Source organism: Pedobacter sp. L105, from assembly GCF_009765875.1.
GTDB lineage: Bacteria > Bacteroidota > Bacteroidia > Sphingobacteriales > Sphingobacteriaceae > Pedobacter.
In genome coordinates this window covers 116,315-142,529 of sequence record NZ_LMUP01000014.1, presented here as the reverse complement: position 1 = coordinate 142,529, position 26,215 = coordinate 116,315, and the positions used below count along the sequence as shown (strand labels likewise).

Here is a 26,215-nt window from a genome sequence, read left to right as displayed (position 1 = left end):
ATATAAATTATGCCTTCGTCTGTTGTCGCCCACTTTGAATACAATACCGATACCAAAACACTAACCGTAAGTTTTGTTTCAGGCAAGGTATACGACTACCTGCACGTGCCTGAAAAGATTTACAAAGAAATGCGTGCTACAATCAGCAAAGGCACTTACCTCAACCGCCGGATTAAAGGAAAATACCCATTCGAAGAAATTAAGTAGCTCGATTGCCATTTTTATCTGCATCACTGCCTTTTATATCCTGCTCAGGATCTGCGGTAGTTTTACCATTGAACTTCCCTATATTCTGGTCAGTGTCAGCATCGCTCCCCCGCATTTCTTTTTGCTCTTTGGCAGTCTCATTGGAATTGGACTCAGCAGGACTGTTTTTTAAATTACCGTCATTGTTTTCTAAATTATTCATAACATCTTTTTTCCTTACAAGGATAATTAACCTTAAATGTTTTGATTTCGCTGCTAAAGATCATTTTTAACTATTGAAATAGCCCAATAAATAAGCCATTTCAATATTCATGGTAATCAAAAATTAACGCGCAAAATCTGTTGATACACTTAAATGACGCCATTTTCTATCAGCCTCTATTTTCATCAGGTCATTTTTTTCAATTGCATTGGCGGCATCAATGCCCAATAATAATCTTAAAGGAGGTTCTTCCATATCGGCTATCTGAATCACCACTGCAGCACCCTTAGCAGGGTCACCTGGCTGCTTGCCATCATATTCCTGTTGAAAGCGGGCCGTTGCCCCAACCGTTGCCTCATACTCAGGACGTCCTTTTTTTATCACTGTAGAAGCTCCTGCAAAATCTGTGCGGAAACCTCCCGGTTCAATAACAGTAACTTTGATACCAAGCGGGCCAACTTCTTTAACAAGCACTTCTGAAAACCCTTCTACTCCCCATTTTGCGGCTGCATAAGGTGCACGGCCTATTGGACCTAACCTTCCACCTACAGAAGAAAATTGGATGATATGTCCAAAGCCCTGCTGACGCATCAACGGAATAGCCGCCTTGGTGACGATGATCGTACCGAATAAATTTGTCTCTATCTGATCACGAAATTCCTGTATGCTAGTATCTTCAATCGCGTTGACATAACCATAACCTGCATTATTTACCAGGACATCCAGTCTGCCGAATCTATCTACAGCAATCTGTACCGCATTTAACGCTGCATCTTCATCAGTTACATCCAGTGCAATTAGTTTCACCTGGTCGCCATATCGATCGGCTAAATCGCGTAATTGCCCAGGATCGCGCGCTGTTGCAACCAACTGATCACCTCCGGCAAGAACTGCCTCTGCAAGTGCACGTCCAAATCCGCGCGAACTGCCTGTTATTAACCAAACTTTCTTTTTCATAGTCATATTTTAATAATGAATCCATTAATTACCTCACAAATTTAGGCCCTGATGAATAGAACTGAATTGTTTAAACGTTCAATTCACTTTGCTTAAAAGTTCATAATTGCTGCAATCTTTTTTATGCTTTTGTTGTGAGAAAATCTAGCTTGTCATATGGCCGTCATGCTCACAATGCATAATCATTATGTATTAGGTGTAAATCAAAATTATTTGATTATCAGACTTTTAAAGGGAAACAAAAGCGTAAATTTAAACAGTCGATCTTACCGTTCAAAAATTTCATTTTAAAACAAATTCATATGAAAAGTAAAAATTTAATAATAGTTGTGTTGGCTGTTGTACTCATTATTGTAGGCGTCATCCAGGCAATTAAACCAGATACACTTAACGTTGTTGATTCAAACTTCCCTTTAGGAAATGTAGCCGGCACCATACCAGCTAAGTTCTCTCTGTTTTTTGGGGTAATATTACTAGGCATAGCGGGTTTATTTATTATGGTCACCCCTAAAGAATCTTAATCTGGCCAGTCGGCCAATTTCTCCCATCAACCGATACAAAACCCGTTTCAGATCAACTTGAAACGGGTTTTTACGTATTCTATACTTACAATTTCCAGAACCTCCCACCAATTGCCCCTACCTATAAAAATAATGGGTAATAAGACCCTCGTTTTTATTTAAATAAATTATAAATTTAACTTATAACTATTTATTACTTTAAATCCAAATCACATGCCGCATTATTACCGTGTAACTAACGATATAAGCAAAGCTCCACTTTATGATGTATTGGATGATGATGCTTCGCTTATCAATTTAAAATCAAGAACTTTTGGTCCATGTTCAACCGGGCAAATCAATTTGCAGACTGCTGTGTTTGTAGCAAAACAGAGTTTTCACTGCACCGCCCCACCTGCTGACATTCAGACCATCATTTATCAACTTCCCTGATTATGAAACGCATTCTCATTTTACTGCCAGTTCTTTCGCTATTCAGCGCATGTTCTGCCTATCGGAATACGCCTCAGAAAGCTCCTCTCATGGCGAGATATGGAACAATGGTAGACCCTATTCGTAAAGATGGGAACAATGCACCTATCGCATTGACTACTCTGGCCAATATTAACGCAGAAACTCCTGATCGCACCGAACCAAAAACAATCCTAAATTTTCAGGGTGAAGGACAAAAGGAACTTATTGCAGCTTATGCCAAAATGAGTAAAACACCGGAAGCTCTTAAAGCATCCATCAATTCCGTTTACTTTTCAAAATCTGACGATAACTCTGCAACAGACTATACCAATGCAAATATTACCCTCACCATATCAGTAGCTCCAAAAGATCCCGACAAAATCACGCAGCAGAATTTGGCACTAGGAGACCGGCTGGAAAAAATAAAAATGGATTTTACACTTAACGAAAATCAGGATGGTGTATATTTTAAAACCTGGGACCAGTTCAAAACCCAATATGGCCACTTTTACATCGGCAGCCGTTCCTTTACGGGAAGCCAGGAAGTGAATATTAATCCTTCTGTTACACTGGCAAGCGGAGCAGTTTTTGCCCTGGGAAATCATGACAGCAACAGCCAATATGTAGAACAGGATACGATCAGTCAGCAAATTGTTGTGTCCAATGGAATACTGAAAGACAATAACTTTTCAATCATGCAAACGGGTACGCCGAAAACTACGCTGTTAGGAAACACCATCATCAATTTAACCATTGGCAATACTCAGCCTAAACCAGCTTATATCAGCTCATTTGAAAACATGACAGGGAATAATATTATTCCAGGCCCCGAAGCAGTAAAACTACGTCTAAAAGAAATTATCATTCCCATTATAAATAGAGATATCAAAGGAAAATTAACGGTGACCTATCTTTACAGGCACATTAGAAAGGGAGACCGCACCTATAGTGAGGCAGACGATGAAGTAGAATATGCTTATGGAACGGTTACCAGTGATAACGTTTTATTAATCAAACAAAAGGATCTGCACCCTATCTTTTATGAACTCATTGATCCTAGTTCTCAACGCAACCTTGTTTTCCAGCTGCAGGATATCAATGAAACAGGGAAACATCCATTTGATCTGTATTTCTCCTCACAGGAGGAAGCTGCTAATTTCCTAACCTGGCTAAAATTAATTATTAACAAAAGATCTAGTGACATTCTTTTTGATAAGCAATACAGGTTAGTGGTAAAAGATGTAAATGGTATTCATCCGGTGAAAGCATCTTTTGACATCAGTTCATTTTTACCTAAAGATGTGGATTAAAGTTTTTTTAAAGCTTATTAACACTTCTCGGCATATAAATAATACAAGCTCCTATCAATGCTATTGTAGCGCCTATGATTTCATAACGATCTGGCTTAAAGCCATCCACTTTCCAGGCTTATCTTCTTTAAGCCATAACCAGATCAGGTAACTGCCGCCTATCTCAAAAACACCTGCCAGTATGAAAATAAGTAAAGATTTAAGTACGGCCATATGATGAGAGTTAAACTATTCACCGGCAATATTACCATTCCTATTTGGCAAGCCGGGTAAAGAAAAATAAGGATATTCTATTTTTTAAAAAGTAATGCAGATAATTCATAAATTGCACCAATAATTGGCTTCAAGCATAAAAGAAGCTATTCATCATAAAACAACTATGAAAAGATATATTATAATTCTCTCAATGATCTTTGGCTTGATTTCTTTCGTCAACGCACAACCTAAAACCCCTACTGCTGTAGAGCTTGCTACAAAAAGCATAACGGCAATGGAAAAAAAGGTGAAGCTAAACCCTACTCAAAGAAGTATCATTTATAATTATACATTGGATATGTATACGCAGCAGCTGGAACTTTCTAAAAAACAACAGGCTGGAAATGGCTCTGAAGACGATACGGCTAAGTTTTACAAACTGCAGAATCAAACTGTGCAGAATATAAGAAACTTGCTGAAAGGCGATCAACAAACTGATTATGATGCGTTTTTAGAAGAGCAGCTGCGTGGCGGTGATAAGAAAAAGAAAAAAGGAAAACATTCAAAAGATGACGACGATGAAGTAGTTACTGGTATTTCAGGTTTGAAATTACCTGCAGGTACCCCTCCGGCAAATCAATAATAGACTCTATTCCAACTCAAAAAGCCTGCAAATCTGATGACTGCAGGCTTTTTGACTTTAAAGGGGAACCCTATCGATAGTGGGTTCCCTATTACAATTAAACATCAGGCTATAACTACTATTCACCGGGAACGACTCAGAGACTACTTATTTAACAGGTTTTTAAGAACTCTTGCTTTAATCCTAAAGCAGCCCATTTGTATCCTTTCCAAATATACCCAATCTGTACTGTATCCGTATTTCGGGTATGCTTAGGGTACACATAGTAGGCTTTCAAAAGGACTACATTAGAACTGCCGGAGGCTTTCCTTTGCATCTGTTTTCTGAACAATCTACCGCCAGTAAATAATCACCTAGTTATTACTTGAGATATATAATAACCTGAAAACGGCAAATTAAATAGACGGGCAATTTGTTATTATTTTATTTAAAGAGGTTTACAGATATTTACCAGATGGAGAGCCAGCTTATCAATTATTTAAAATCATTAAAACCCATATCAGACACAGACGAAAATATCATTACGGAACACTTCACATCTAAAACTTTTAAAGAAGGTGATTTTCTAATATTACCCAACAAGATTGCTAAAGAAATGTTTTTTGTTTGTAGCGGAGTACTGCGTATTGGATCAACTAACGACAAAGGGATAGAGCTAACCCATTATTTTTACAATGAAGATCGGTTTGCTTCTATTTTGCAAAGCTTTAATGAAGAAACACCCACTTCAGCATTCATACAGGCATCCTGTCCTACAGAAGTTTTGAGTATTACCAGGAACAGGCTTTTGGAGCTATATGAAAAACTTCCTTACATGAAAGAATTGATAGACCAGCAAAATCAGCTTCGTTTAATAGAAAAAGTTAATATCCGTAACACCTACCTGGGTGAAGACGCCGAAGGCAAATACAAACTATTTATGACACAGCATCCGGATATCATTTTACGTATTCCATTAAAGGACATTGCTTCTTACCTGGGCATCACGCCTCAATCACTCAGTCGCATCCGAAGAAATATCAAATAATTAGTTACCTGACATCCACATCCGACTGTTCTAAAAACGCCCCCAGCTCAGCGGCCATTAATGTCAAAGATGGCGTTGATCCCTGCCACATCGGACAGTTTTTATCAGTATCCAGATCAGCATAGAATAAATAGCCTAAAAGATTTCCTTCCAGCTCTACAGCGTATCTCCCTTCCTGATCAACAGGCGTGTAAATCACCAGATCCTGAAGCTTACCCCCATTATTAATGGTATAGTGATATTGTTTCATATTTAAATAACACTATACCTATACTTTGGTTTGTAAACTTTATCAATTCATAGGAGCAACTTTATAAATCCCAAAACTTACCCCCTGCATTTGCAGTCTGAGATCTCCATGTCTATACTTAATACTGCAATTCTGAGTCAACACAGGCGTTAGCTTTTTATCTTTAAAACCATTCAGGTTTAGTTGTACTGCTTCCCCTTTGGGGTTAACAGTAATGATAAAACGGTCGGCAGCATCACTTCTTTCATAAACGAGCGGGTATTTCTTATCCTTCGCATATAAAATCTGCAAACCTCCGGTATTCCCTAAAGCCATATTTTCCGAACGCAGCTTGATCAGCGACCTGACAAAATTCAGCAGCGAGTTTGGTACCTTTTCCTCATTTTCAACCGTTGGCCTTTTACTGTCTACATCAACCGGAAGATATAAAGAGGTAGAATCTGCAGTTGAAAAACCCGCGTTCTTTGCTGAAGACCATTGCATAGGTGTTCTGCTGCCAGCGCGGTTTGCCACATAGTGAAAAATATCAAAGGGAAACACACTACCCTCTTTATCCGGGAGAGGGTTACTTACAAACTTCATCCCGATCTCATCACCATAGTAGATAAAAGGAACAGACTGCCAGGTTAATAAAAAAGCAAGTGCTACCTTCAATTCATCATCGTTATTCCTTCCGCCGCTCCTCAACCGCTGGAAATCATGGTTAGCTGTAGGCACAGCAATTAAACCAGCATCTCCTACCTGTTTCTTTTGAAAAAGATAGCTGTTTACGAACTCCATTGGGCTGCCTTTACCTGCCTTAGCAAAAAATGGATCTTTAGCCTTTAATACCACCGCAGTATCATCAAAAAATAAAGAAGGATAACCTTTAGCGTTAAAGTGAATCAGAAAATCGAGCATAAAACCGGCCTTTATTGCTTGTGCCGGATAACTCCACTCAGCAACCAATACACCATCCGGATATTTTGATGTAAACCAGCTTCGGATGCCTCCCCAAAGTTTATTAGTCTCTGTAAACTTAGGGTCATTCTTGATCAGGGAGGAAGCCATATCTACCCTGAAACCATCTGCTCCCATATCCATCCAGTAAGCCATAATTTTTTTCAGCTCTTCCCTGGTGCTTACTGGCCCGGGGGCATTGATTGATTGCTCCCATGGATGATTGGGATTTGGATTGGCATAACCATAATTCAGGGCAGGCTGTGTTTCGAAAAAGTTTTTCTGATAGTTCCCCGCTCTTTCGTAACTGCCGCTAACGAATTTTTCCGGCTTAATATCTTTAGAACTCGTCCAGATGTACCGGTCTGTATAAACATTAGGTTTTGCCTGTGCCGATTTGATAAACCAGGGATGATCAATAGAAGTATGTCCGGCTACCAGGTCCAGACATACTTTTAGGCCCAGCTGGTGGGCTTTGGACATAAATTGCCTGAGATCATCATTATTTCCATATCGTGGTGCAACTTTATAAAAATCAGTCACATCATACCCCGCATCCCTGAAAGTAGATTCAAATACAGGGTTCAGCCAGATGGCAGTAACACCCAATGATTTAACATAAGGCAGTTTTTCGGTCATGCCTTTAATATCTCCAATTCCATCTCCGTTACCGTCTTTAAAACTTTGCGGATAGATCTGATAAAACACTGCTTTATTTAACCACTCAGGATAATAGCTTTTTTGTTTAACAGATGTGCAACCCGCAATTAATAAGATACAGATTGATTTCAGTAAATTTTGCTTCAATATTTGGTTCATGAGCTTTCTGGAAATTTACCGAAAGTACGTTTCATGATTTTATTAACTATCCTCTACTGTCTAGCGAAAGTTAAAGAATGAATAACTTATATTTAGCCCGTGAAAAAAATATTAGCCATTTCTGGCAGCACCCGGAAAAATTCTGTGAATAAAGCCATTCTGGAAAGCATAACCAGTGTTTATGCAGAGCAATATGATATAGAAATTTACGAGCAAATCTCCTCTTTTCCTCATTTCAACCCCGATATTACGGAGAATTTACCTGCAGTTATCAGCGACTTTATTCAGCGCATTGAACAGGCCGATGCCGTAATCATTTGTTCACCTGAATACGTTTTTAGTATCCCGGGAACCTTAAAAAATGCGCTGGAATGGACCGTTGCTACGGTTGTATTTACAGATAAACCAGTAGGAATCATTGTAGCCGCCGCGGGAGGAGAAAAAGCATTTGAATCGCTGGAGCTAGTCTTAACCACTTTGGGTGCAAAAATTCCTGAACAGGGAAAATTGCTGATCAGCGGTGCCTCTGGTAAATATGATAAAATCACCAATAAATTTGATGAAAATACCCTTCAGAAAATTCTACAGGTTGTTGTAGCAATTGCTTAACAGATCAGTGTAACTATTAAACGAATAAAACAGATTCTACCTGTGCACGAACCCTGGCTATAACTTCAGGATCTCTCAACAATTTTTCATGACCCAGGTTTTGATAAGGCTGCGCATCGATGGAAGGGTGATCAATTAAAAAATCCTTCAGATAAGCATAGGGTGCTATGTGATCTTTTTCGTCATAAGCCAGCCAGTGTTTCAGCTGGCCATCCAGATTATAAATATGGTTCATGTTAAGATCGGAAGGAGGCCTGTTGAAATGGGTCATAAACTTGTCCATAAAAGCTTTCTTTCCATCAGTCCCGGCATCAACGGCATCCATGCTGGCAATAAAATTTTCCTGAAGCCTGATCAGCGGTGCCAGGCTAATCAGCAAGGGAAGCGCAATACCTTCAAATTCTTTAAGCAGCATTACATTCGCAATTACCCCTAAAGAATGGCCTATCAGCACATCAGGAGTGCCATAAGTTTTAATAATTGCCTTCAGTGATTCAATGTATAAAAGCAGATGTGATAAATCGCCTTCAGAGCTTCCGTTTCCCGGCGCATCAAAAGCAATAACAGTTACCTCTTCTAATTGAAGTAAAGCGGTAATCAATTCAGAAAAATCTGCTGCTTTAGAAGCCCATCCATGCGTAAGCAAAATAAGCCGACTACCTCTACCCCACTTAAAACCATTAAAAGTTAGCACTTTATAACTTAGATGCCGATCTTCAACTTTCAGGCTAAATTTAACTGCTTCATCCAGCAGTTGCTGCTGATGCAGCCGAACCGGTACTTTCGGAGAATACAGAACCAATTCCCAAAGTACTTCCCGTAGTTCTTCATTGACTTTCCCGTTTAATGATTTTGCCCTTGCAATAAGTTGTTTGATTTTTTTCATAAAGAAATGATCTTACACGCCTGAAAGTGATATCTTAAAGATAAAAATATTTATGCTAATAAATTATGTCCACAGTTTCTCTTTTTAACATTTGTTAAGCCAGCCTAAGCCTAAGCATCGTTACTTTGTATCAGCAAATTAATCACCTGGAGGCTGGTATTTCATCATGGTCTCCTACATAAAACAAATGAATATGAACAACCAATATGGATCTCTATCCGGAAAAAAAGTAATTTTATTAGGTGGTACATCGGGACTCGGACTGGCAACCGCTAAAGCCGCAGCTGCTGAAGGTGCAAATGTAATTCTTGTGTCCAGTAACCTGCAGCGGGTGCAGGAAGTTTTAAAAGAACTTCCCGAAGGAAGCGAAGGCTATGCTGTAGACCTTGGTCTGGAAGAAAACATTAAAAACTTCTTTGAGCGCATCGGTAATTTTGATCATCTTGTATATACGGCAGGGGAAAACATTCACCTGGCAACATTAAAAGATACTGAAATTGAGTATGCACGTAAATACTGGAACCTGCGTTACTGGGGAGCGGTAACAGCTGTAAAGTATGCTACTCCCTACTTAAATGCGGGAGGATCAATCAATCTAACAGGTGGAACAGCTAGCCGCCGTCCGGGATCAGGCTGGTCACTGGGATCAAGTATCTGCGCAGCTATGGAAGGGTTTATGAGGACGATGGCCGTAGAGCTTGCCCCCTTAAGAGTCAACATGATAGCACCGGGCATGATAAAAACAGAGCTATGGGGCGCTATACCGGAAGCTGACAGACAGGCAATGTATAACACTGTTGGCAATCAATTGTTATTGAAACGCATTGGTGATGCAGAAGATGTTGCACAGGCCTTTTTATATACGATGAAACAAAAATTCGGTACCGGACAGATCATCTTTGTTGATGGCGGAACTTTACTGGTATAAGTGCATAAAAAAGCTGCAGTGCATCCAGCAAAAGCTGGCTGTGCTGCAGCCGATTTAATCCGGTATAATCCGGATTTAGTGATGAGGATGTCTGATCGTGCGGTGTCTTACCACATGATGTTTTTTGTGATGTCTTTTGTGTGGTCTATGTTGTGCAGACGCAATCGTGTTAAAGCTGAACACGGCTAATAATACAATTAATAATACTTTTAAACTTTTCATAATGTTTGTTTAGTGTGAATTAAACCGGTCATATATTATATTATTACCGCTTCTTCTTTTTAACGCAAATTTAATACCATTATTACATAAATCAGAACAATCTCTTGAATTAACAGCCTTGATAAATGCATAACTCTGGATATCAGTACAGGAAGATTATTTAGTTCTTTTAAAGGAAATCGTGAATGTAGTTCCTTCATTCACTTTACTGTTTATACTAATATGCCCGCCCATAGCATTAACATGTGTATAAACCAGGTGTAATCCAATTCCTTTACTATCTGACCGGTTATGAAATACCTGGTAGAGACCAAATACCCTGTCCCTTACCTTATCGAGATCAAAACCCAAACCATTATCAGCAATAATCAGCTGGCAGGTGTCGTTTACCACCCTTGTAGCAATACTAATTTTAGGATATTGATCCGGATGGGAATACTTAATTGAATTGGTAATCAGGTTCAGAAAAATACTTTCCAGATAAAATCTATTAAATAAGATGTCCTCAAAAGCAGAAAAATCTACTGCAATTGCGGTATGCGATTCTGCAATCAACGACTTGATAGACTCCGTCACGCCATCCAGGCAGACAGCTAAATTTAAATCTTCAACCGGCACTTTTAACTTGTCGTTCTCTATCAGTACATCAACAAAATTATTCACTGTTTTATGAAGATGTTCGCTGGTTTTCTTAATCAGGCTTACCAATTCCAGGGTTTCAGGGTCGGCAATTTTGGAAACATCAAGCAGCGAAAACAGAGACATTAAATTACTTACGGGCGACCGCATATCGTGGGATGTCATGCGTGTAAATTGTTTTAGGTCTTCATTTATTTTAGAAAGATTGGCGGTAAAAATATTTCGCTCCTCTTCCTGCCGCTTTTTCCCGGTCACATTTTTTGCAATAGCAAAAACAACCTCGCGCTCTATATCTGGTATAGATGTCCATGATAGCCAGACCACTTCTCCGCTTTTTGTTTGGTAACGGTTTTCAAAATTAACTAAAGGCTTGCCCTTATGTATATTACTTCTTGAAGAAGAAGTGATCGTTTGATCGTCTGTATGGATAAAATCGTTGATTGGCCTGGACATTAACTCTGCTGTTGTATACCCCAACAAATCAGAAACAGCCGGATTTATTTTTTTAAAATAGCCGTCAAATCCCGCGATACAAATCCAATCGGCCGACAATTCGAAAAATTTATTTAACTGTTCGTACTCGAAATATTGATCTTTTAGAATATTTATATACTTCGGCCTCTTCCCTTGTTCCATAATTATCGAGCAGTTTAAAACAATTACTGTATATCATCCTCAATCCACCAGATGATAACTTAAGGTAATTGTTTTAATTGATAGAATTAAAGAAGTCTAAACATTTATTAACGCAGGCTTTTGTCTATCGTCTTTTTGATAATATATAACAATCTTATTATCGGTAAAGTCTTGTTCATCAGGCTATATAAAATGATAAAATGTTATCCAAACGCTTTACGTATTTTTTATTCCCATTCAATTTTATCAAGACATCCGCTAAAATCATGTATCATTTAGTCATATCCTGAATTTCAATCTTACTCTTTATGAGTAACGACCATTTTCTGCACGAACCGGGTTATTTCATTTAAAGAAACAGCCTGTTCACTGTGGACGGATCTGCGCTATCAGCGGGAAAGCATCTTTAAAAAACTGCCTTCTTTTACTGCTCAAAGATTTTCATGCAGCTAACGGAATGATGTTATAATATAATTTCATACCAGCAATGGCATGGTTTTAAAACAATTAAAATACAGGATTGTTAACATAACGAATATAAACAGAGGAGTTATGCAACGCAACGTAAAAAGTTTAATTGGTTTCACTATGGGTGCTACCGATGGTGAATTTGGAAAGGTTGAAGAGTTTTATTTTGATGATGAAACCTGGACTGTACGTTACCTCATTGTAAAAACAGGAGGCTGGTTATCTGAACGTAAGGTTTTGATTTCGCCCTGGGCTGTAGAAAAACCCGACTGGGACCACAAAGTATTTCCAGTTAACCTTACACAGGAACAGATTAAAAACAGTCCTGATATAGATACACAAAAACCGGTTTCCCGTCAGCAGGAAATTGAGTTGTATACTTATTATGCGTGGCCTCATCTTGATGATGTTGGCATAGGCTTTTATGGCGGAATAGGAATGATGGGAATGTCTGATTCGAGGATACCATTTGAAGATGTTATTGCAGATAAATTTGCCAACGACCGGCCAGCCGATCCCCACCTGCGCAGTACGCATGAAGTTAAAGGTTATTTTATCCATGCTACCGATGGAAATATTGGCGAAGTGGAGGACTTTATCATTGATGACAGGACATGGAACCTTCGTTACCTGGTTGTGGATACTGGAAACTGGTTCTCCGGAAAAAAAGTATTGATATCACCGAAATGGATAAAAAGTCTGGAATGGAAAAACTCTGCCGTACATGTTGATATTTCTATTGATGCCGTAAAAAACAGCCCTGAATATGATCCTTCCCAACCAATTAATGAGCTGTATGAAAACAATCTTCATGAGCATTACTATGGCAAACCTAAGGATGAATAATTATATTTAGCTATAATTTTATTTATATGATGAAAAGAAACTTCTTATTTCCCTTTGCAGGCATCTTATTGTTTATCGTCTCCTTTCACCTGGAGGTGAAGGCACAGCAGGCAGAAGTAACTGTTAGCGGAGATATTACCAATCCATATCAAATTAATACGGGCACTTTTGCTGCGATGAAACAAATTACAGTAACTGCAAAAGCAAAGGATGGATCAGCGCATCAGTATAGTGGCGTTTCTCTTTTTGATATCCTCACAAAAGCAGGATCAGTTCCCAACAATCAGTTAAGAGGTAAAGCATTATCAAAATATGTATTGATTACCGCAGCTGATCATTATCAGGTAGTAATTGCATTGCCCGAATTTGATCCTGCTTTTAGTGATCAGATCATTATTCTGGCTAACCAGGAGGACGGGCATAGTTTGCCGGTAGCTTCCGGCCCCTATCGTTTAATTGTACCACAGGATAAAAAACCGGCGAGATCTGTGATGCAGGTAACAGGTATTAACGTGCAAACAGCAAAAATTCAGTAAAAATTTATCGCCGCTCCCACCATTTTAAACTGCCTGCCGTATAGCACAATCCATATATTCCCTTTGCAGCCTATAACGGTGCAGAGGGAGTATACATCTTTTCATAATATTCATCAGCCATCCTTTGCGCCTCAAAAGCGGGCTCTACATCAGCTGCTGCTTTTGTAACCAGATTGAACCATGCTTCCTGATTGTGGTAATACATAGGCAATACAATATCTTCAATCGTATCCATTAAACTTTTATTTTCAGCAACATCAATTTCCACTTCAGAATGCCTGTTTAAAGCAGGATTGATCAGGAAGCAATTTTCTTTATCAATAGCAAACTCAGGTACCCATCCGTCAGGTAAAGAAAGGTTTAGGCTACCGTTCATCGCAGCGGTCATACCGCTGGTGCCTGAAGCCTCTCTATACATTTTCGGGTTATTCAGCCAAACATCTGATCCTTTCTTCAACAAGGCAGAAAGCTCCAGTTCATAACCGGTCAGCACGGCACAATTGGCAAAAGGTTTTGCCCGCGTCAGGATCTGGTTAAACAGGTCGGTTGCACCATGATCTTCAGGATAAGGCTTGCCCGCCCAGATGAACTGTATAGGTAACTCCGGATTGTCCAGCAGTTTTAAAAACCGGTTCCAGTCGTACATCACCAGATCGGCACGTTTATAACCCGCAAAACGCCTGGACCATACAATGGTCAATACATTTTCATCGAACAGTTTTCCGCATTGATCAGCTACCACTTTAAATAATTCCTTCTTCATCGCTTTTTTTCTATTCTGGAATGCCTGGTCGTCATGAGCCTGGATTGCCGCTGCAATTTCCTGATCTTTCCAGTAAGCAGCGTTCTGGGCATTAGTAATAGAAATGATATCACATACTCCAGGATTAGCTCCCCACATTTCACGGGCTACTTCGCAATGCAGTTTAGAAACGCCATTCGCTGTATGTGCAAACTTAAGCGCTGCAAGCGTATAGCTAAACTGGTCGCCTTCCATATTCAGGATATATTTTACCTCATGTTCCTGCAAATGGTAAAAAAAAGACATTTCTTTGAGCAGGCTATAATGATGTTCTTCGTTGCCTGCCATTTCTGGCGTATGCGTAGTAAAAACAACACGTTTTTTCACTTCTTCTACACTTTTATACTTGGCATACAAATAAAAATTAAGGGAAACAGCATGCCCTTCGTTCATATGATAAACAGCAGGTTCTATCTTTAAAAGATCAAGTAATATTGCCCCTCCTATTCCTAAGACAATACTCTGGGCGATACGGGTAGTTTCATTTGGATCGTATAAGCGGTGCGTAATAGTACGCGATACTTCATCATTTTCCGGAATATCTGTACTCAGCAGAAATAAAGGGGCAGATCCAAATGTTTGTGGTTTTAACAAATAGGCTTTGACATATACGGGCGAATCGTGAACAGGAACGGTAAATACAATACCGCTATCTACAAGAAAGGAATAGTCCTTTGTTACAAATACAGGTGTCATCAGTGCATTAATATCCCTCGACTGATCATAATAACCATATTTCCAAAGCATCCCGATACCCAATAGATTTTGCTTTAACTGATAAGCGCTTCTAAAATGAGAACCGGCCAGGAAGCCCAATCCCCCGCTATAAATTTTTAGTGACTGGTCAATAGCAAACTCCATAGAGAAGTAAGCTACTAATGGGGTGTATTTAGGATCGGGTGTATAGCCAAAAATTTCTTCTCTTGTTAACATAGCAATGGTTTGAACTAGATATAGTATATGACAATCTACTCGTCAGGATGTTTGCCCTTATCCATTAAGTTTATGTGAAATAACAAATTTGTCTCTTCTTTCCTGTTATTAATCCCTGCAGGTTAATCATTAAAAAAGTAATGTTTTCGATACAATAGATCCTTTGCCGTTGCATTTGAGTGTTAGAACATCAATTAAACGTACATTCGCGTAAGTCAACTGATTATTCACGTAGGGCATATGGCCGTTGGCGTAAAAAAGAATATAGAAAGATAAAAGCTGCTTAGATTTGTGGTGCTTTAATCGATCATTGCAAAGTATAAATCATCAAAAAATAAGTTTTGAAATACACACCATTATTTATCATCAGGATTACCGCATTACTTTTTTTGTTACTGTTGTCTTGCGTGCAACACTTTGACAAAGAGGGACAGCCCTGGGCAATTAACAGTGAATTGCCAATGATACTCATTTCCTTTTCTTTGCTGGCCCTATGTTTTTACTTCGATTACAAGGAGCGAAAAAAACTATAAACGATGTGGGTTGTTTGATCTTCAGCAGATCATGAAACAAAGCGCAGGCATACTCCTTTTCAGAAAATTAGAAAACGAAACACAAATCTTTCTGGTACATCCTGGCGGGCCTTTTTTTGCCAGGAAAGATGCAGGGTGGTGGACCGTCCCCAAAGGTGAGCTATTGCCTGATGAAGATCCTCTGGATGCAGCAATAAGGGAATTTGAAGAAGAAACAGGTTACAGGCCATCTGGAGATTTCATTTCCTTACAGCCGGTAGTACAAAAAGGAGGAAAACAGGTGTTATGCTGGGCCGTGTCGGGAGATCTGGATGCAGAGGGTATCGCGAGTAATACTTTTGAACTGGAATGGCCCCCGCGTTCTGGAAAAATGAAAATCTTCCCCGAAATAGATCAGGGGAAATGGTTCAGTTTTGAAGAGGCAAGCAAAATGATCAACAACAAACAGGCCGCATTCCTTCAGGAACTTTTTGGTCAGTTATAATGTAAATGCCTTCCGGTAAGAAAAGCATTTACAAAAAAACAAACTAAACTTCGCGGCTATTTACAGCAGCCAAAGCCGACTCTGGTGAGTTGCGCAGTAGTTCATATACTTGCGCCGTTGCACCTACATGAATTTCATAAATATCATTTTCAAATGCATTGATCAGATCTTCTGCAACCTGTACAGGGGAAATACCATTTTCGCCCCCTATTTCTTTTGAAAAGTCAGTATTTACCAAAGGTGGCATCAATTCAAATACTTTTACACTGGTTTCTTCTAATGCCAGGCGTATCACTTGTGTATAAGAATGAACTGCAGCTTTACTTACACTGTAAGTAGGAATACGCAGTCCCGGAGCGAAGGCAACAATAGAACTTACATTCACTAATGCAGCAGTTTCCTGTGCACGCAATTGTGGAAGTAATTTCTGAGTGAGACGCATGAGAGAGAAATAGTTAGTCTGCATTTCTTCCTCCGCTTTTTCCCATGCCCGCTCTTCGGAGAGGATATCATAGTAATAAGCATAACCGGCATTATTAATTAGGATATTAAGATTTGGAAATTCCAATTTTAGGTTGCTGATCAGCTGGTCAACTTCTTCTTCTTTTGTAACATCAAATAGAATAGCAGTTACATTATTTAATCTGGCCGCCGCTGCATCAAGCCTGGCCTGATCACGCCCTGTTATAATTACATGATTGCCTTTTTCGGTCAGTAATTTGGCAATTTCAAACCCTATACCGGCACTCCCGCCGGATATTAATACAGTATTATTAGTCAAGTTCATTTTCTTCATTTTCACATATACCACATGGTATATGATAATCAAATATATATACCATGTGGTATACGAGAAGAATAAATAATTTTAGATGTCTTTATCCTGACATTTTTGTATATAAACATTAACCTTTCCAATTGAACTATTATACTATTTATTATAACTTATTTTTAATCCTGTTAACTACATCTAAATCGCTTAAATATTTATAGGTATAAGATTTTATTTATCATAAAATAAATCCCTATGATATGAATGTTTCGACTGATATTTTAACTATCATTACAGTAAAAATAAAACTCCAAAAATGTTTATAAACATTATCAAAACCCTGAAAAATAATAAAGGTGAAATCCTTGAATTATGGATGAAAAATCAGCTGGCAGATTCAGTCCTGACAGAGGAACTGATTAGCCATCAGGAGTTAAGAAAACAATCTGAAGAACTGGTGAACGCGTTGGTGAACAACCTCAACGAGAACAACATCAACGATAGCCAATCCCCGGATTTTGATCAAGTAACTGAATTATTGGGCGGTATTTCCATATCAAGAGCAAGGTTGGGCTTTAGTCCGAGGGAAACCGGCTCATTTATTTTAAGCCTGAAAGAAGCACTGCTGGAAATATTAAAACAGGAATCTTCCAATGTGAAAGAACTATTTGAGGAAACACTTAAATTAAGCCGGCTGCTGGATAACTTCACCATCCTTACTTTTGAAACTTTTATCAAAGGACGTGAAGAACTGATCATGCGTCAAACAGATGAAATCACAGACATTTCTACGCCTGTGATTAAAGTATGGGACGGTATCCTGGCGCTTCCAATCATAGGCACATTAGATAGCGCACGTACGCAGGTAGTAATGGAAAATCTTTTGCAGGAAATTGTAAAAACAGGCAGCGGTATTGCTATCCTTGATATTTCCGGTGTACCTACCGTAGATTCACTGGTGGCACAAAATTTACTGAAAGCAGTAAGTGCAACCCGTTTAATGGGTGCAGATTGTATCATCAGCGGAATCAGACCTGAAATTGCCCAGACAATTGTACATCTTGGAATAGACCTGTCGCAGGTGATCACTAAAGCTACTTTAGCCAGTGCTTTACAATATGCATTTAAATCATTACGCCTGGAAGTTAGAAAAACAGCTTCAGAACCAACAGGTATCAATAAATAATAGAACCGATGGAAAGAATTCCTATCTTAAAAATGGGGGCATTCCTGCTGGTGACCATACAAATAGACCTGTATGACCGCCTGGCGCTGGACCTTGAAGAGGATTTGGTAAAAATGGTAGAACAAACTTCCGTTAAAGGCGTACTGATTGATATTTCGGCAGTAAGCATTGTTGATTCCTTTATGGGCAGGATCCTTGGGAATATTGCCAGCATGTCTAAACTGCTTGATGCCCAAACTGTAGTAGTAGGTATGCAGCCTGCAGTAGCCATCACACTGGTAGAACTTGGGCTTCCTTTAAATGGGGTATCAACAGCATTGAATGTTGAAAAAGGCATGCATTTATTAAGGTCCATGATGGACTTTAATGGTACAGATCAAGAAGATGGCTATAGTTCTTATGACTAGAGACACCATAATGGTGTTAAAAGAACAAGACGTGGTTCCCTTCAGGAACCGGGTAAAGGAATATGCCGTAAAAATCAAAATGGGCCTGGTTAACCAGACCAAGTTAATTACGGCAGCCAGTGAACTGGTAAGAAATATGCTGCGTTATGGAAACGGAGGGGAGGCGATTATAGAAGTTATTTCTAAAGGCCCCTACACTGGTATCCGGTTAACCTTTAAAGATGAAGGACCCGGTATCGCTGATATCCCAAAAGCCATGCAGGACGGATTTTCTACGGGGAAGAGCCTGGGACTGGGATTGCCTGGTACCAACCGGCTGGTTAATGAGTTTGATATTAAAAGCGAGCTGGGTATCGGTACTACCGTTACGATTATAAAATGGGCTAATGGTTGATGCTACGCATATTCGTTTTTTAGCCAGCGACAGAAGTTATTTTCAGGTCATCAAAAAAGATGTTCATCTAAGAGCGAAGACAGCCGGTTTCGACGAGAAGAAATTAGCTGAAATTGACCTTATTATAGCCGAGTTGACTTCTAATTTACATAAATACGCGGCAGATGGGGAAATTTTAGCGGGATTTTCTGAAGAATCCGGAAACGGTTATCTCGAATTGATCAGTATCGATCGCGGTGAGGGGATGAACAATCCTCATAAAATGATTGAAGACGGTATTTCCACTTCTAATACTTTAGGTACAGGTTTAGGCTGCATTAAACGCCTGTCTGATAAATTTGATATTTATTCGCTGAAAGGATGGGGAACCATCGTGCTCAGCCGAATTTATCAGAAAAAACCCGAGCCGCGTACAGGGGTAGCAGCGCTGCTGGATATTCGCCCTTTGGTGGTGGCCATGCCCGGACAGGATAAAAGTGGCGACGGCAGTTTTTATAAGATAACAGATCAATATTTCAAACTGCTGGTAGCAGATGGACTAGGCCACGGGCCGGAAGCAAACCATGCCGTAAATGAAGCAGTAAATGCCTTCAGATCTTGTCCATACCACTCCCCTGCAGAGATTTTAAAACATTTGCACCTGTCTATTAAACATACAAGGGGCATAGTAGCTACCGTAGTAGTTTTTGATTTTTTGGCCAAAAAATGGAAGATAGCCGGAGTAGGAAATATTACTACACGCTTATCAAATTTCCTCGATATCAAAAACCAAATGTCTTATAATGGCATTATAGGCCATAACATGCCCCGCTTCATTGATGATCAGGAAGTAGCCCTTGAAGATTATCATCAGATTACCCTTTGTTCTGATGGTATGAACTCCCGGTGGGAATGGAACAAATTTCCGGGTATTAACCGCTGCGACCTCAGTATACAGGCAGCAGCAATATATAAAGACTTTGCCCGGCAAACAGACGATATGTCTGTCGTTATGGCTAAAATTAGTTTAAGATGATGAAATTGGTTCACATTGCCCTGGAAAATGAAATGGACCTTACCCTGGCCTATAAAAAATCCATTAAGGCAGCAGAGTTATTGGGATTGTCACTCTCTACGCAAACAGCTTTTGCTACTGCGGTTTCAGAGGTGTGCAGGGAAATTATCGACAAAACCCATGAAGGCGTGGCCTCTATTGAAGCTCATAGCCAGGGTGAACGTTTTAACCTGGCTGCCATCATCACCTATAGAGAAAGTGCAGAAATGCCAAGTTTACATGCAGGCCTGCAATACGCAAAAAAACTGGTGCCCATATTTAACTTTTCCGTATTGAACAGTATAGGTACCATTGAACTAAAACTGGCTATTCCAAGTTCTGCACATATCAATAGGGCGAAACTGGTGACCATTAAAAATTACTTTCAAAATGTAGAGCCCACTACCCCTTATGAAGAGGTAAGACAACGAAACCAGGAATTGTTCCAGATCAATGAGCAATCCGAATTAGCACGCAAACAGGCAGAATATCTGAACGAACAGAAAAGTGAATTTCTTTCTGTTGCCGGCCACGAATTAAAAACCCCTTTAACCATATTAAGGGCTTATGCCCAGATGGCCCTAAGAAGCAATTCCAATCCGGAAACCTTGTCGCACCTTAAAAAAGTAGATACACAGACTTTAAAACTGCAGACTATGATCCTGCAATTGCTGGATATTTCGAGAATTGAAAAAGGTAAGGCAGATTATAATATGGAAACGGTGGACTGTAATACCTACCTGGACAGTATGATCGACTTGATAAGACAGCTCATCCCTTCACATGACTTACTGATCAATTTGTGTAACAGCATTCCTATTTATATTGATAAATTAAGAATGGAGCAGGTGATCATGAATATTGTTGGAAATGCTGCTAAGTACTCAGCTGCAGGAAGCCAGATCAAATTGAGCACAAAACTACAGCCCAATGGCTCGCTATTATTCTCCGTTCAGGATCATGGCATAGGAATGTCTGAGAGTGAGGTACAAAAGATATTTGAAAAGTTCTACCGTGTAGAAGATGTGATTAAAATGTACAATGGCCTGGGTATGGGATTATACATTTCCTCCAAGATCTTACATGATCATGGAGGAAAGATATGGGTGGAAAGTAACCTGGGAAAGGGCTCGACCTTCTATTTTGTAATCACAGCTGATCACCCTGCCCCATAATCGAAGCCTTTATTTCATTGTAAATACGTTATTCTTTCTGTTCACATCAGGCAGTTTGTGTTCCGGGTCCAAAACTACTGATTTCACCTTTTTTACCGATGCAATTTTAAGGGTATAAGTTTTATTAACCATCCATGTTTCTACAGGCAATACCTGGTCATATTTGGTACCATCGGTAAAAGTAAGCTCAACCTTTACCGGCATGACCATCTTTTGAAGATTGGCGATCTCAATTTCAACTTTTCCGTTTGCGCCGCTACCCGAATAACTTACATTTTCAATAGCCTGGTCCAGTTTCCAGTTATTGTAATACCAGCCTTTCCAGAACCAGGAAAGATCTTCCCCTGCCCCATTTTCCATCGCATGGAAGAAATCATAAGGTGTTGGGTGTTTATAAGCCCAGTTGGCTACATACTGACGGAAGGCATAATCAAACCTTTCAGGACCAAGGATCTGTTCCCTTAACAGGGTTAATCCGAAAGCAGGTTTAAAATAAGCATAGGGATGTCTGTATTTCTCGGCTATAGCATCTGCCGCAGTCATAATCACCGGTGCTTCGGGATCTGTAATAAAGGGAATAATTTCATCTGCCGGGTTACCGCCGTTCTCTGCGTATTCGCTATCCCGCTTTGGTGCGTACTCTCCTTTATTAAATTCATCCGAAGCATACACATCAATAAAAGTATTGAACCCTTCATCCATCCAGGCAAACCTGCGCTCATTTGATCCTACAATCATTGGGAACCAGTTATGTCCGATTTCATGCGCGGTAACCCAGAACAACGTTTTTCCTTTATCATCGATTCCGTCAAATACAATTCCCGGATACTCCATCCCTCCGGCAGTTCCGGCTTCGTTGATCGCTACAGGATATGGATAAGGGAACCATTTGGCAGAAAAATGTTCTATAGAGCCTTTCAGATATTCAGTGGCACGTCCCCATGCATCATTTCCAGCACTTTCCACCGGATAAACAGACATAGCCAGAGATTTTTTTCCTTCAGGAAGATTAACCCTTGCCGCATCCCATATATAAGACCTGGATGCACCAATAGCTACGTCCCTTGTGTTTTTCATGATAAAATGCCAGGTAAGCGTTCCTTTTTGAACCGGGCGCGATGAAGCTTTATTCACTTCTTGCGCCGTTCTGATCATTACCGTCTGGTCGCTGTTACGTGCTTTATTCAGCCTTTCGTTCTGCGCAGCAGTTAACACTTCTTTAGGATTCTGCAGTTCTCCGGAACCGGCAACGATCATATCCCAGGGCACAGTGATCTTGTAGTCAAAATCGCCATATTCCAGATAAAACTCGCCTGCTCCCAAAAAGGGAAGTGTATCCCATCCTACAGCATTGTCATATACGCACATCCGGGGATACCATTGTGCAATTTCATAGATATCGCCGTTTTTTGTTTTGGTGTAATCGGTACGGTTTCCGAAAGCGCCGGGAATGGTATAACTGTACTCAATAATGATGTTCATTTTAGCCCCGTTGGCAGCTAATGCTTCCGGTAAACGGATCTGCATACGGGTATCATTGATTACATAGTCTGCCGTTTGTTTTTTCCCATTGATCACAATCTGCACTGATTTGAACTGGTTACCGGCCGTATGCTGATCGGCAGTGTAATTCCCTGCTATAAATTGCGACCTCGCATCTTTGCGATAGATCTGCTCATCGAGGTGCAACCACAACTCAGTAAGCTGGTTAGGGCTATTATTAGTATAAGTAAGGTTTTCTGTTGCTGTTAATGTTTTCGCAGCTGTATCCAATGCCGCATTAATCTGATAATCGGCATGGTTTTGCCAATATTTAGGGCCTGGCTTTCCGTCTGCCGTACGGTATTCACTTCCTTCATGGGTATAAAATACAGGGGAGAATGCTTCTGCCGGATTATATACACTAACAGATTTGTTTTGTGACTTACCCGGGGTGATAAATAAAATACTGCTGACGGCTAATAATAGGAATTGTTTTTTCATACGTTGAATTAGAATGCTAAAAATACAGAATGGCAGTTCTAATTCAAATGCTTATTTAACAATTCGCCTATTTGATTGCTGAATCGTCTTTAGCATATTTCTTAATCGCATTATAAACATTGGTAAAAACCATAATTCCCGTCATCAAAATGATAAAACTTGTTCCTTTTATCGTCTCCCAATTTTTTCCATGTAATAAAATGACAGCAGAGGCGATCCACAGGACAATACTCAATGCCAGTTTGAACAGCACTTGTTTTGGAATTTTCTGATAGGTACTTGCTTTTAACATGGTGATAGAATTTGCACCAAAAATACGGTTATTAAATTATAAAAGATTTGATTGGTCAGTATTCTATTGAATTAAAAGCAATCTTAAAAAATGGAGCTACTTTTTACTCTGTCAGGGCCACAATAGCGCGGATCTTTAGATCCAGTTCCGTAGCAGCTTTACCCAGCATGATTAGTTCTTCCCGGGTGGAAGAGTGAAATAGAAGTCTAAAAAAACATTACCCTATTTATTATGTTGTGCTAATTTAGATTTTGGCGGCAAAATTATATATTAGCCACAATTACAATGATTATGGCAGGCTTATATTCAGAGGAGGATTTATTTATTTCATTTGCTGAGGCATCGCCAACACCAACAGCCTTGTATACCGGGAAGGATCTCATCATCGCCATGGCCAATCCAGGGATGCTCGCCATCTGGGGGAAAGACGCGGATATTATAGGTAAGCCACTGATAGATGCTGTTCCGGAACTTAAAGGGCAGCCCTTTATTGGCCTGCTTAAAGAGGTGTATACCAACGGCATTACTTATCACGCCAAAGAAGACAAAGCTGATTTGCTGGTTGACGGAAAACTCCAGCCATTTTATTTTAACTATACCTATAAGCCCCTAAAAAACACCGATGACCAGATCTATGCGATTATCCATACCGCAATTGATGTTACAGAACTGGTATTAGCCCGCCTGGAGATTACGAAAACCCAGGAGCAGTTAACCTTTGCACTTTCAGCTGCAGGAATCGGAACCTGGGATCTGGATCCGATACACAATAAAGTAATATGGAATGCCAGGTGCCGTGAACTATTTGGTTTTCCCGGAGATGGAATGATAGCTTATCAGGATGTGTTAAGCTGCATACATCCACAAGATGTAGCATCGGTTAATCATGCTGTAATGGCAGCCATAGAGCTAAAAAACGGAGGCCAATATGATATCAGGTACCGTACAGTTAGTAAAGTGGGTCAGCATTTACGCTGGGTACATTGTAAAGGCAAAGCTTACTTTAATGAAAATGGAATAGCTTACCGCTTTGCTGGTACAGCACAGGATATTACGGAAGAAGTAAAATCCCGTCAGCGTGAACAGCAGCTGTTATCCTTAATCAATCAAAATACAGACCACATGTCTGTTGCCGACATGAAAGGAAACCTGATCTATATGAACAGGGCCGGCCGCCAAATGCTCGGGGTAAATGCCGATACAGACGTTACCACCTTGAGTGCGCACGACTTTTATACTACTTCAGAACTAAAGCGGGTTCAACAGTACGTAATCAATGAAATTGATACAGAAAAAGGCTGGCAAGGGACTATACGCCTGATGAACCGCATTACGAAGGAAGTTATTCCCTGCCATGTAAGTTATATACTGATCAAAGACCTGGAAACAGGAGAAATAATTGGCCGTGGTGCCAGCGCACGTGACCTGCGTGGCGAAATTAAAGCTAAGGCAGAATTACAGCGGCTCGCTACCATTGTAGATATCAGTGAGGATTTCTGCAATTACTGCGATATCAATGGAAATACTATCTATATTAATGACGCTGGAATTAACCTGATCGGTATCGATAAAAACGAGGTATCATCATCCAATATGTTTGCTTACCACTCAAAAGCTTCTGCCACAGCGATGAAAGAAGTGATCATACCAGAACTGTTGAGAAGTGGCAAATGGTCGGGTACACTGGAACTGCTACACCAGCAAAGTGGCGCAATTATTCCCATCCACAAACAGCTGTTTATCATCCGGCAGGATATCACTAACGAACCGATCGCTATTGCAGGTATTGCGCGCGACCTACGTCCCGAGATCAATGCAAGGAAGGCGATGGATTACAAAAACGTACAATTGCACATTGCTATAAAAGAATTGGAATTTCTGGCCAATTCAGTACCAGCAGTGGTATGGTCAAGCACCCCCTCCGGAAAACTGGACTATATCAACCAGCGCTGGTACGAAAAAGCACCAATTGGTATTGGACAGGCACTGGGTAACGGCTGGGCAGATACCCTGCACCCCGATGATGAGCAGCGCGCCTGGAAAGCATGGAAGGAAAGTTTAACTACCGGTAATCCCTATAAAATAGAGTTCCGGCTAAAAGATAAGCAGGGCAACTACCGCTGGTGGCTGGTACAGGCACTCGCCTTAACCGATGAAAAAGGACGTATCATTAAATGGTATGGTACCAATACTGATATCAATGACCAAAAGGAACTGGAACGGCAAAAAGATAATTTCCTTGGCGTAGCCAGTCACGAACTTAAAACACCAGTAACCAGTATCAAGGCTTATGTTCAGGTGATGGAAAAGATGTTCATGAAAGCTGGCGACGATAAAAATGCTCTGCTGCTTTCAAAAATGGGCACCCAGGTAAACAGGCTCAACAACCTGATCGAAGATCTGCTGGATGTAACCAAGATCAATACCGGCCGTTTAAAGTTTAATGATGAGTTATTCGATTTTACAGCAATGGTAGAAGACGTGATTGATGAACTCAAACACATTTCCGGCAAACACGAGTTTACTACGCACTTTAACTTTAAAGGAGCAATATCCGGAGATAAAGAACGGATTTACCAGGTAGTAACCAACCTGCTCACTAATGCCGTTAAATATTCCCCGGATGCCAGCAGTATTATGGTGTATACAGAAGACCATGGAAATGAAGTACAGTTTTGTGTACAGGACTTTGGAATTGGCATTAGCAGAAATGTGCAGGACAAGGTTTTTGAACAATTTTACAGGGTAAGCGGAACAAGGGAACACACCTTCCCAGGGCTTGGACTGGGACTTTACATCTCTTCAGAGATTGTTAAACACCTGGGTGGCAGGATCTGGGTAAGCTCAGTAAAAGGGAAAGGATCGATCTTTTGCTTTGCGGTGCCTGTAAAAAAACATATCTCATAGAAATAAGGCTTGATATTTGTA

At 40.1% G+C, this 26,215-nt stretch carries 27 protein-coding genes and 1 pseudogene; 17 read left to right on the top strand and 11 right to left on the bottom strand.

Annotated features, from left to right (window positions below):
- Window positions 1-9 precede the first annotated feature (9 nt).
- Window positions 10-207 (top strand): KTSC domain-containing protein, encoded by a 198-nt coding sequence (locus tag GSQ84_RS23650; RefSeq protein WP_158799851.1) that lies wholly within the window; start codon window positions 10-12, stop codon window positions 205-207.
- Here GSQ84_RS23650 and GSQ84_RS23645 read toward each other — a convergent pair.
- The gene (locus GSQ84_RS23645; RefSeq protein ID WP_158799850.1) at window positions 200-409 is read right to left on the bottom strand and encodes a hypothetical protein; all 210 of its coding nucleotides are present in this window, start codon (window positions 407-409) and stop codon (window positions 200-202) included. The two genes, GSQ84_RS23650 and GSQ84_RS23645, sit on opposite strands and share 8 nt — an antisense overlap.
- 123 nt (window positions 410-532) lie before the next feature.
- Complete coding sequence (locus tag GSQ84_RS23640) at window positions 533-1,366, bottom strand: oxidoreductase (RefSeq protein ID WP_158799849.1); 834 nt, start codon at window positions 1,364-1,366, stop codon at window positions 533-535.
- A gap of 302 nt (window positions 1,367-1,668) precedes the next feature.
- Here GSQ84_RS23640 and GSQ84_RS23635 point away from each other — a divergent pair, with 302 nt between their 5' ends.
- Complete coding sequence (locus tag GSQ84_RS23635) at window positions 1,669-1,887, top strand: hypothetical protein (RefSeq protein ID WP_158799848.1); 219 nt, start codon at window positions 1,669-1,671, stop codon at window positions 1,885-1,887.
- A gap of 434 nt (window positions 1,888-2,321) precedes the next feature.
- On the top strand, window positions 2,322-3,650 hold the full coding sequence (locus tag GSQ84_RS23630) for a hypothetical protein (protein WP_158799847.1): 1,329 nt from the start codon (window positions 2,322-2,324) through the stop codon (window positions 3,648-3,650).
- Between the two features lie 7 nt (window positions 3,651-3,657).
- Here the strand turns inward: GSQ84_RS23630 and GSQ84_RS23625 are convergent.
- Window positions 3,658-3,863 (bottom strand): annotated as a pseudogene (locus tag GSQ84_RS23625) (hypothetical protein).
- Window positions 3,864-4,029: 166 nt separating this feature from the next.
- On the opposite strand from GSQ84_RS23625, the gene GSQ84_RS23620 reads away from it, so the two are divergent.
- Together GSQ84_RS23620 and GSQ84_RS23615 are read left to right on the top strand one after the other, a co-directional pair.
- Entirely contained in the window at window positions 4,030-4,488 is a 459-nt protein-coding gene (locus GSQ84_RS23620) for a hypothetical protein (RefSeq protein WP_158799846.1), read from the top strand.
- A gap of 454 nt (window positions 4,489-4,942) precedes the next feature.
- On the top strand, window positions 4,943-5,515 hold the full coding sequence (locus tag GSQ84_RS23615; protein WP_158799845.1) for a Crp/Fnr family transcriptional regulator: 573 nt from the start codon (window positions 4,943-4,945) through the stop codon (window positions 5,513-5,515).
- Window positions 5,516-5,519: 4 nt separating this feature from the next.
- On the opposite strand, the gene GSQ84_RS23610 is transcribed toward GSQ84_RS23615, so the two are convergent.
- Window positions 5,520-5,765 carry a hypothetical protein gene (locus GSQ84_RS23610; RefSeq protein ID WP_158799844.1) on the bottom strand — a complete coding sequence of 82 codons (246 nt, stop codon included), beginning with the start codon at window positions 5,763-5,765 and terminating at the stop codon, window positions 5,520-5,522.
- A 42-nt stretch (window positions 5,766-5,807) separates the two neighbouring features.
- Window positions 5,808-7,523, bottom strand: coding sequence for an alpha-amylase family glycosyl hydrolase (locus GSQ84_RS23605; RefSeq protein WP_158799843.1), 1,716 nt, complete (start codon window positions 7,521-7,523; stop codon window positions 5,808-5,810).
- Between the two features lie 99 nt (window positions 7,524-7,622).
- On the opposite strand from GSQ84_RS23605, the gene GSQ84_RS23600 reads away from it, so the two are divergent.
- Complete coding sequence (locus tag GSQ84_RS23600; RefSeq protein ID WP_158799842.1) at window positions 7,623-8,132, top strand: NADPH-dependent FMN reductase; 510 nt, start codon at window positions 7,623-7,625, stop codon at window positions 8,130-8,132.
- Window positions 8,133-8,148: 16 nt separating this feature from the next.
- Here the strand turns inward: GSQ84_RS23600 and GSQ84_RS23595 are convergent, their stop codons facing one another.
- On the bottom strand, window positions 8,149-9,018 hold the full coding sequence (locus GSQ84_RS23595) for an alpha/beta hydrolase (protein ID WP_158799841.1): 870 nt from the start codon (window positions 9,016-9,018) through the stop codon (window positions 8,149-8,151).
- 193 nt (window positions 9,019-9,211) lie between these two features.
- Between GSQ84_RS23595 and GSQ84_RS23590 the strand changes: the two genes are divergently transcribed.
- Window positions 9,212-9,946: an SDR family oxidoreductase gene (locus GSQ84_RS23590; RefSeq protein WP_158799840.1), complete on the top strand. Its 735-nt coding sequence runs from the start codon at window positions 9,212-9,214 to the stop codon at window positions 9,944-9,946.
- A gap of 378 nt (window positions 9,947-10,324) precedes the next feature.
- Here GSQ84_RS23590 and GSQ84_RS23585 read toward each other — a convergent pair whose 3' ends face one another.
- On the bottom strand, window positions 10,325-11,443 hold the full coding sequence (locus GSQ84_RS23585) for a PAS domain-containing sensor histidine kinase (protein ID WP_158799839.1): 1,119 nt from the start codon (window positions 11,441-11,443) through the stop codon (window positions 10,325-10,327).
- Window positions 11,444-11,995: 552 nt separating this feature from the next.
- Here GSQ84_RS23585 and GSQ84_RS23580 point away from each other — a divergent pair.
- Window positions 11,996-12,757, top strand: a complete 762-nt coding sequence (locus tag GSQ84_RS23580) for a PRC-barrel domain-containing protein (protein WP_158799838.1) — start codon at window positions 11,996-11,998, stop codon at window positions 12,755-12,757.
- 26 nt (window positions 12,758-12,783) lie between these two features.
- Window positions 12,784-13,293, top strand: a complete 510-nt coding sequence (locus GSQ84_RS23575) for a molybdopterin-dependent oxidoreductase (protein ID WP_158799837.1) — start codon at window positions 12,784-12,786, stop codon at window positions 13,291-13,293.
- Between the two features lie 70 nt (window positions 13,294-13,363).
- Here the strand turns inward: GSQ84_RS23575 and glgP are convergent, their stop codons facing one another.
- The gene (gene glgP, locus GSQ84_RS23570) at window positions 13,364-15,028 is read right to left on the bottom strand and encodes an alpha-glucan family phosphorylase (protein ID WP_158799836.1); all 1,665 of its coding nucleotides are present in this window, start codon (window positions 15,026-15,028) and stop codon (window positions 13,364-13,366) included.
- A gap of 564 nt (window positions 15,029-15,592) precedes the next feature.
- Between glgP and GSQ84_RS23565 the strand changes: the two genes are divergently transcribed.
- Window positions 15,593-16,045, top strand: coding sequence for an NUDIX domain-containing protein (locus GSQ84_RS23565; RefSeq protein WP_158799835.1), 453 nt, complete (start codon window positions 15,593-15,595; stop codon window positions 16,043-16,045).
- Between the two features lie 43 nt (window positions 16,046-16,088).
- On the opposite strand, the gene GSQ84_RS23560 is transcribed toward GSQ84_RS23565, so the two are convergent.
- Entirely contained in the window at window positions 16,089-16,832 is a 744-nt protein-coding gene (locus GSQ84_RS23560; RefSeq protein ID WP_158799834.1) for an SDR family oxidoreductase, read from the bottom strand.
- A gap of 301 nt (window positions 16,833-17,133) precedes the next feature.
- On the opposite strand from GSQ84_RS23560, the gene GSQ84_RS23555 reads away from it, so the two are divergent.
- The 6 genes from GSQ84_RS23555 to GSQ84_RS23530 are packed head-to-tail and all read left to right on the top strand — an operon-like array spanning window position 17,134 to window position 21,012.
- On the top strand, window positions 17,134-18,003 hold the full coding sequence (locus GSQ84_RS23555) for an STAS domain-containing protein (protein ID WP_158799833.1): 870 nt from the start codon (window positions 17,134-17,136) through the stop codon (window positions 18,001-18,003).
- 8 nt (window positions 18,004-18,011) lie between these two features.
- Window positions 18,012-18,410, top strand: a complete 399-nt coding sequence (locus tag GSQ84_RS23550) for an STAS domain-containing protein (protein WP_158799832.1) — start codon at window positions 18,012-18,014, stop codon at window positions 18,408-18,410.
- Window positions 18,388-18,804 carry an anti-sigma regulatory factor gene (locus GSQ84_RS23545; RefSeq protein ID WP_254070962.1) on the top strand — a complete coding sequence of 139 codons (417 nt, stop codon included), beginning with the start codon at window positions 18,388-18,390 and terminating at the stop codon, window positions 18,802-18,804. Before GSQ84_RS23550 ends, GSQ84_RS23545 begins: the two co-directional genes overlap by 23 nt.
- The gene (locus tag GSQ84_RS23540) at window positions 18,797-19,819 is read left to right on the top strand and encodes a SpoIIE family protein phosphatase (RefSeq protein ID WP_158799831.1); all 1,023 of its coding nucleotides are present in this window, start codon (window positions 18,797-18,799) and stop codon (window positions 19,817-19,819) included. Before GSQ84_RS23545 ends, GSQ84_RS23540 begins: the two co-directional genes overlap by 8 nt.
- 27 nt (window positions 19,820-19,846) lie before the next feature.
- Complete coding sequence (gene rpmC, locus GSQ84_RS28500) at window positions 19,847-20,134, top strand: 50S ribosomal protein L29 (protein WP_216849023.1); 288 nt, start codon at window positions 19,847-19,849, stop codon at window positions 20,132-20,134.
- Window positions 20,065-21,012 (top strand): HAMP domain-containing sensor histidine kinase, encoded by a 948-nt coding sequence (locus GSQ84_RS23530; RefSeq protein WP_158799829.1) that lies wholly within the window; start codon window positions 20,065-20,067, stop codon window positions 21,010-21,012. Before rpmC ends, GSQ84_RS23530 begins: the two co-directional genes overlap by 70 nt.
- A gap of 9 nt (window positions 21,013-21,021) precedes the next feature.
- Here the strand turns inward: GSQ84_RS23530 and GSQ84_RS23525 are convergent, their stop codons facing one another.
- Together GSQ84_RS23525 and GSQ84_RS23520 are read right to left on the bottom strand one after the other, a co-directional pair.
- On the bottom strand, window positions 21,022-22,995 hold the full coding sequence (locus tag GSQ84_RS23525) for a M1 family metallopeptidase (RefSeq protein WP_158799828.1): 1,974 nt from the start codon (window positions 22,993-22,995) through the stop codon (window positions 21,022-21,024).
- A 67-nt stretch (window positions 22,996-23,062) separates the two neighbouring features.
- Window positions 23,063-23,287 (bottom strand): hypothetical protein, encoded by a 225-nt coding sequence (locus GSQ84_RS23520; protein ID WP_158799827.1) that lies wholly within the window; start codon window positions 23,285-23,287, stop codon window positions 23,063-23,065.
- A gap of 291 nt (window positions 23,288-23,578) precedes the next feature.
- On the opposite strand from GSQ84_RS23520, the gene GSQ84_RS23515 reads away from it, so the two are divergent.
- Window positions 23,579-26,194 carry a PAS domain-containing protein gene (locus GSQ84_RS23515; RefSeq protein ID WP_158799826.1) on the top strand — a complete coding sequence of 872 codons (2,616 nt, stop codon included), beginning with the start codon at window positions 23,579-23,581 and terminating at the stop codon, window positions 26,192-26,194.
- Window positions 26,195-26,215 lie beyond the last annotated feature (21 nt).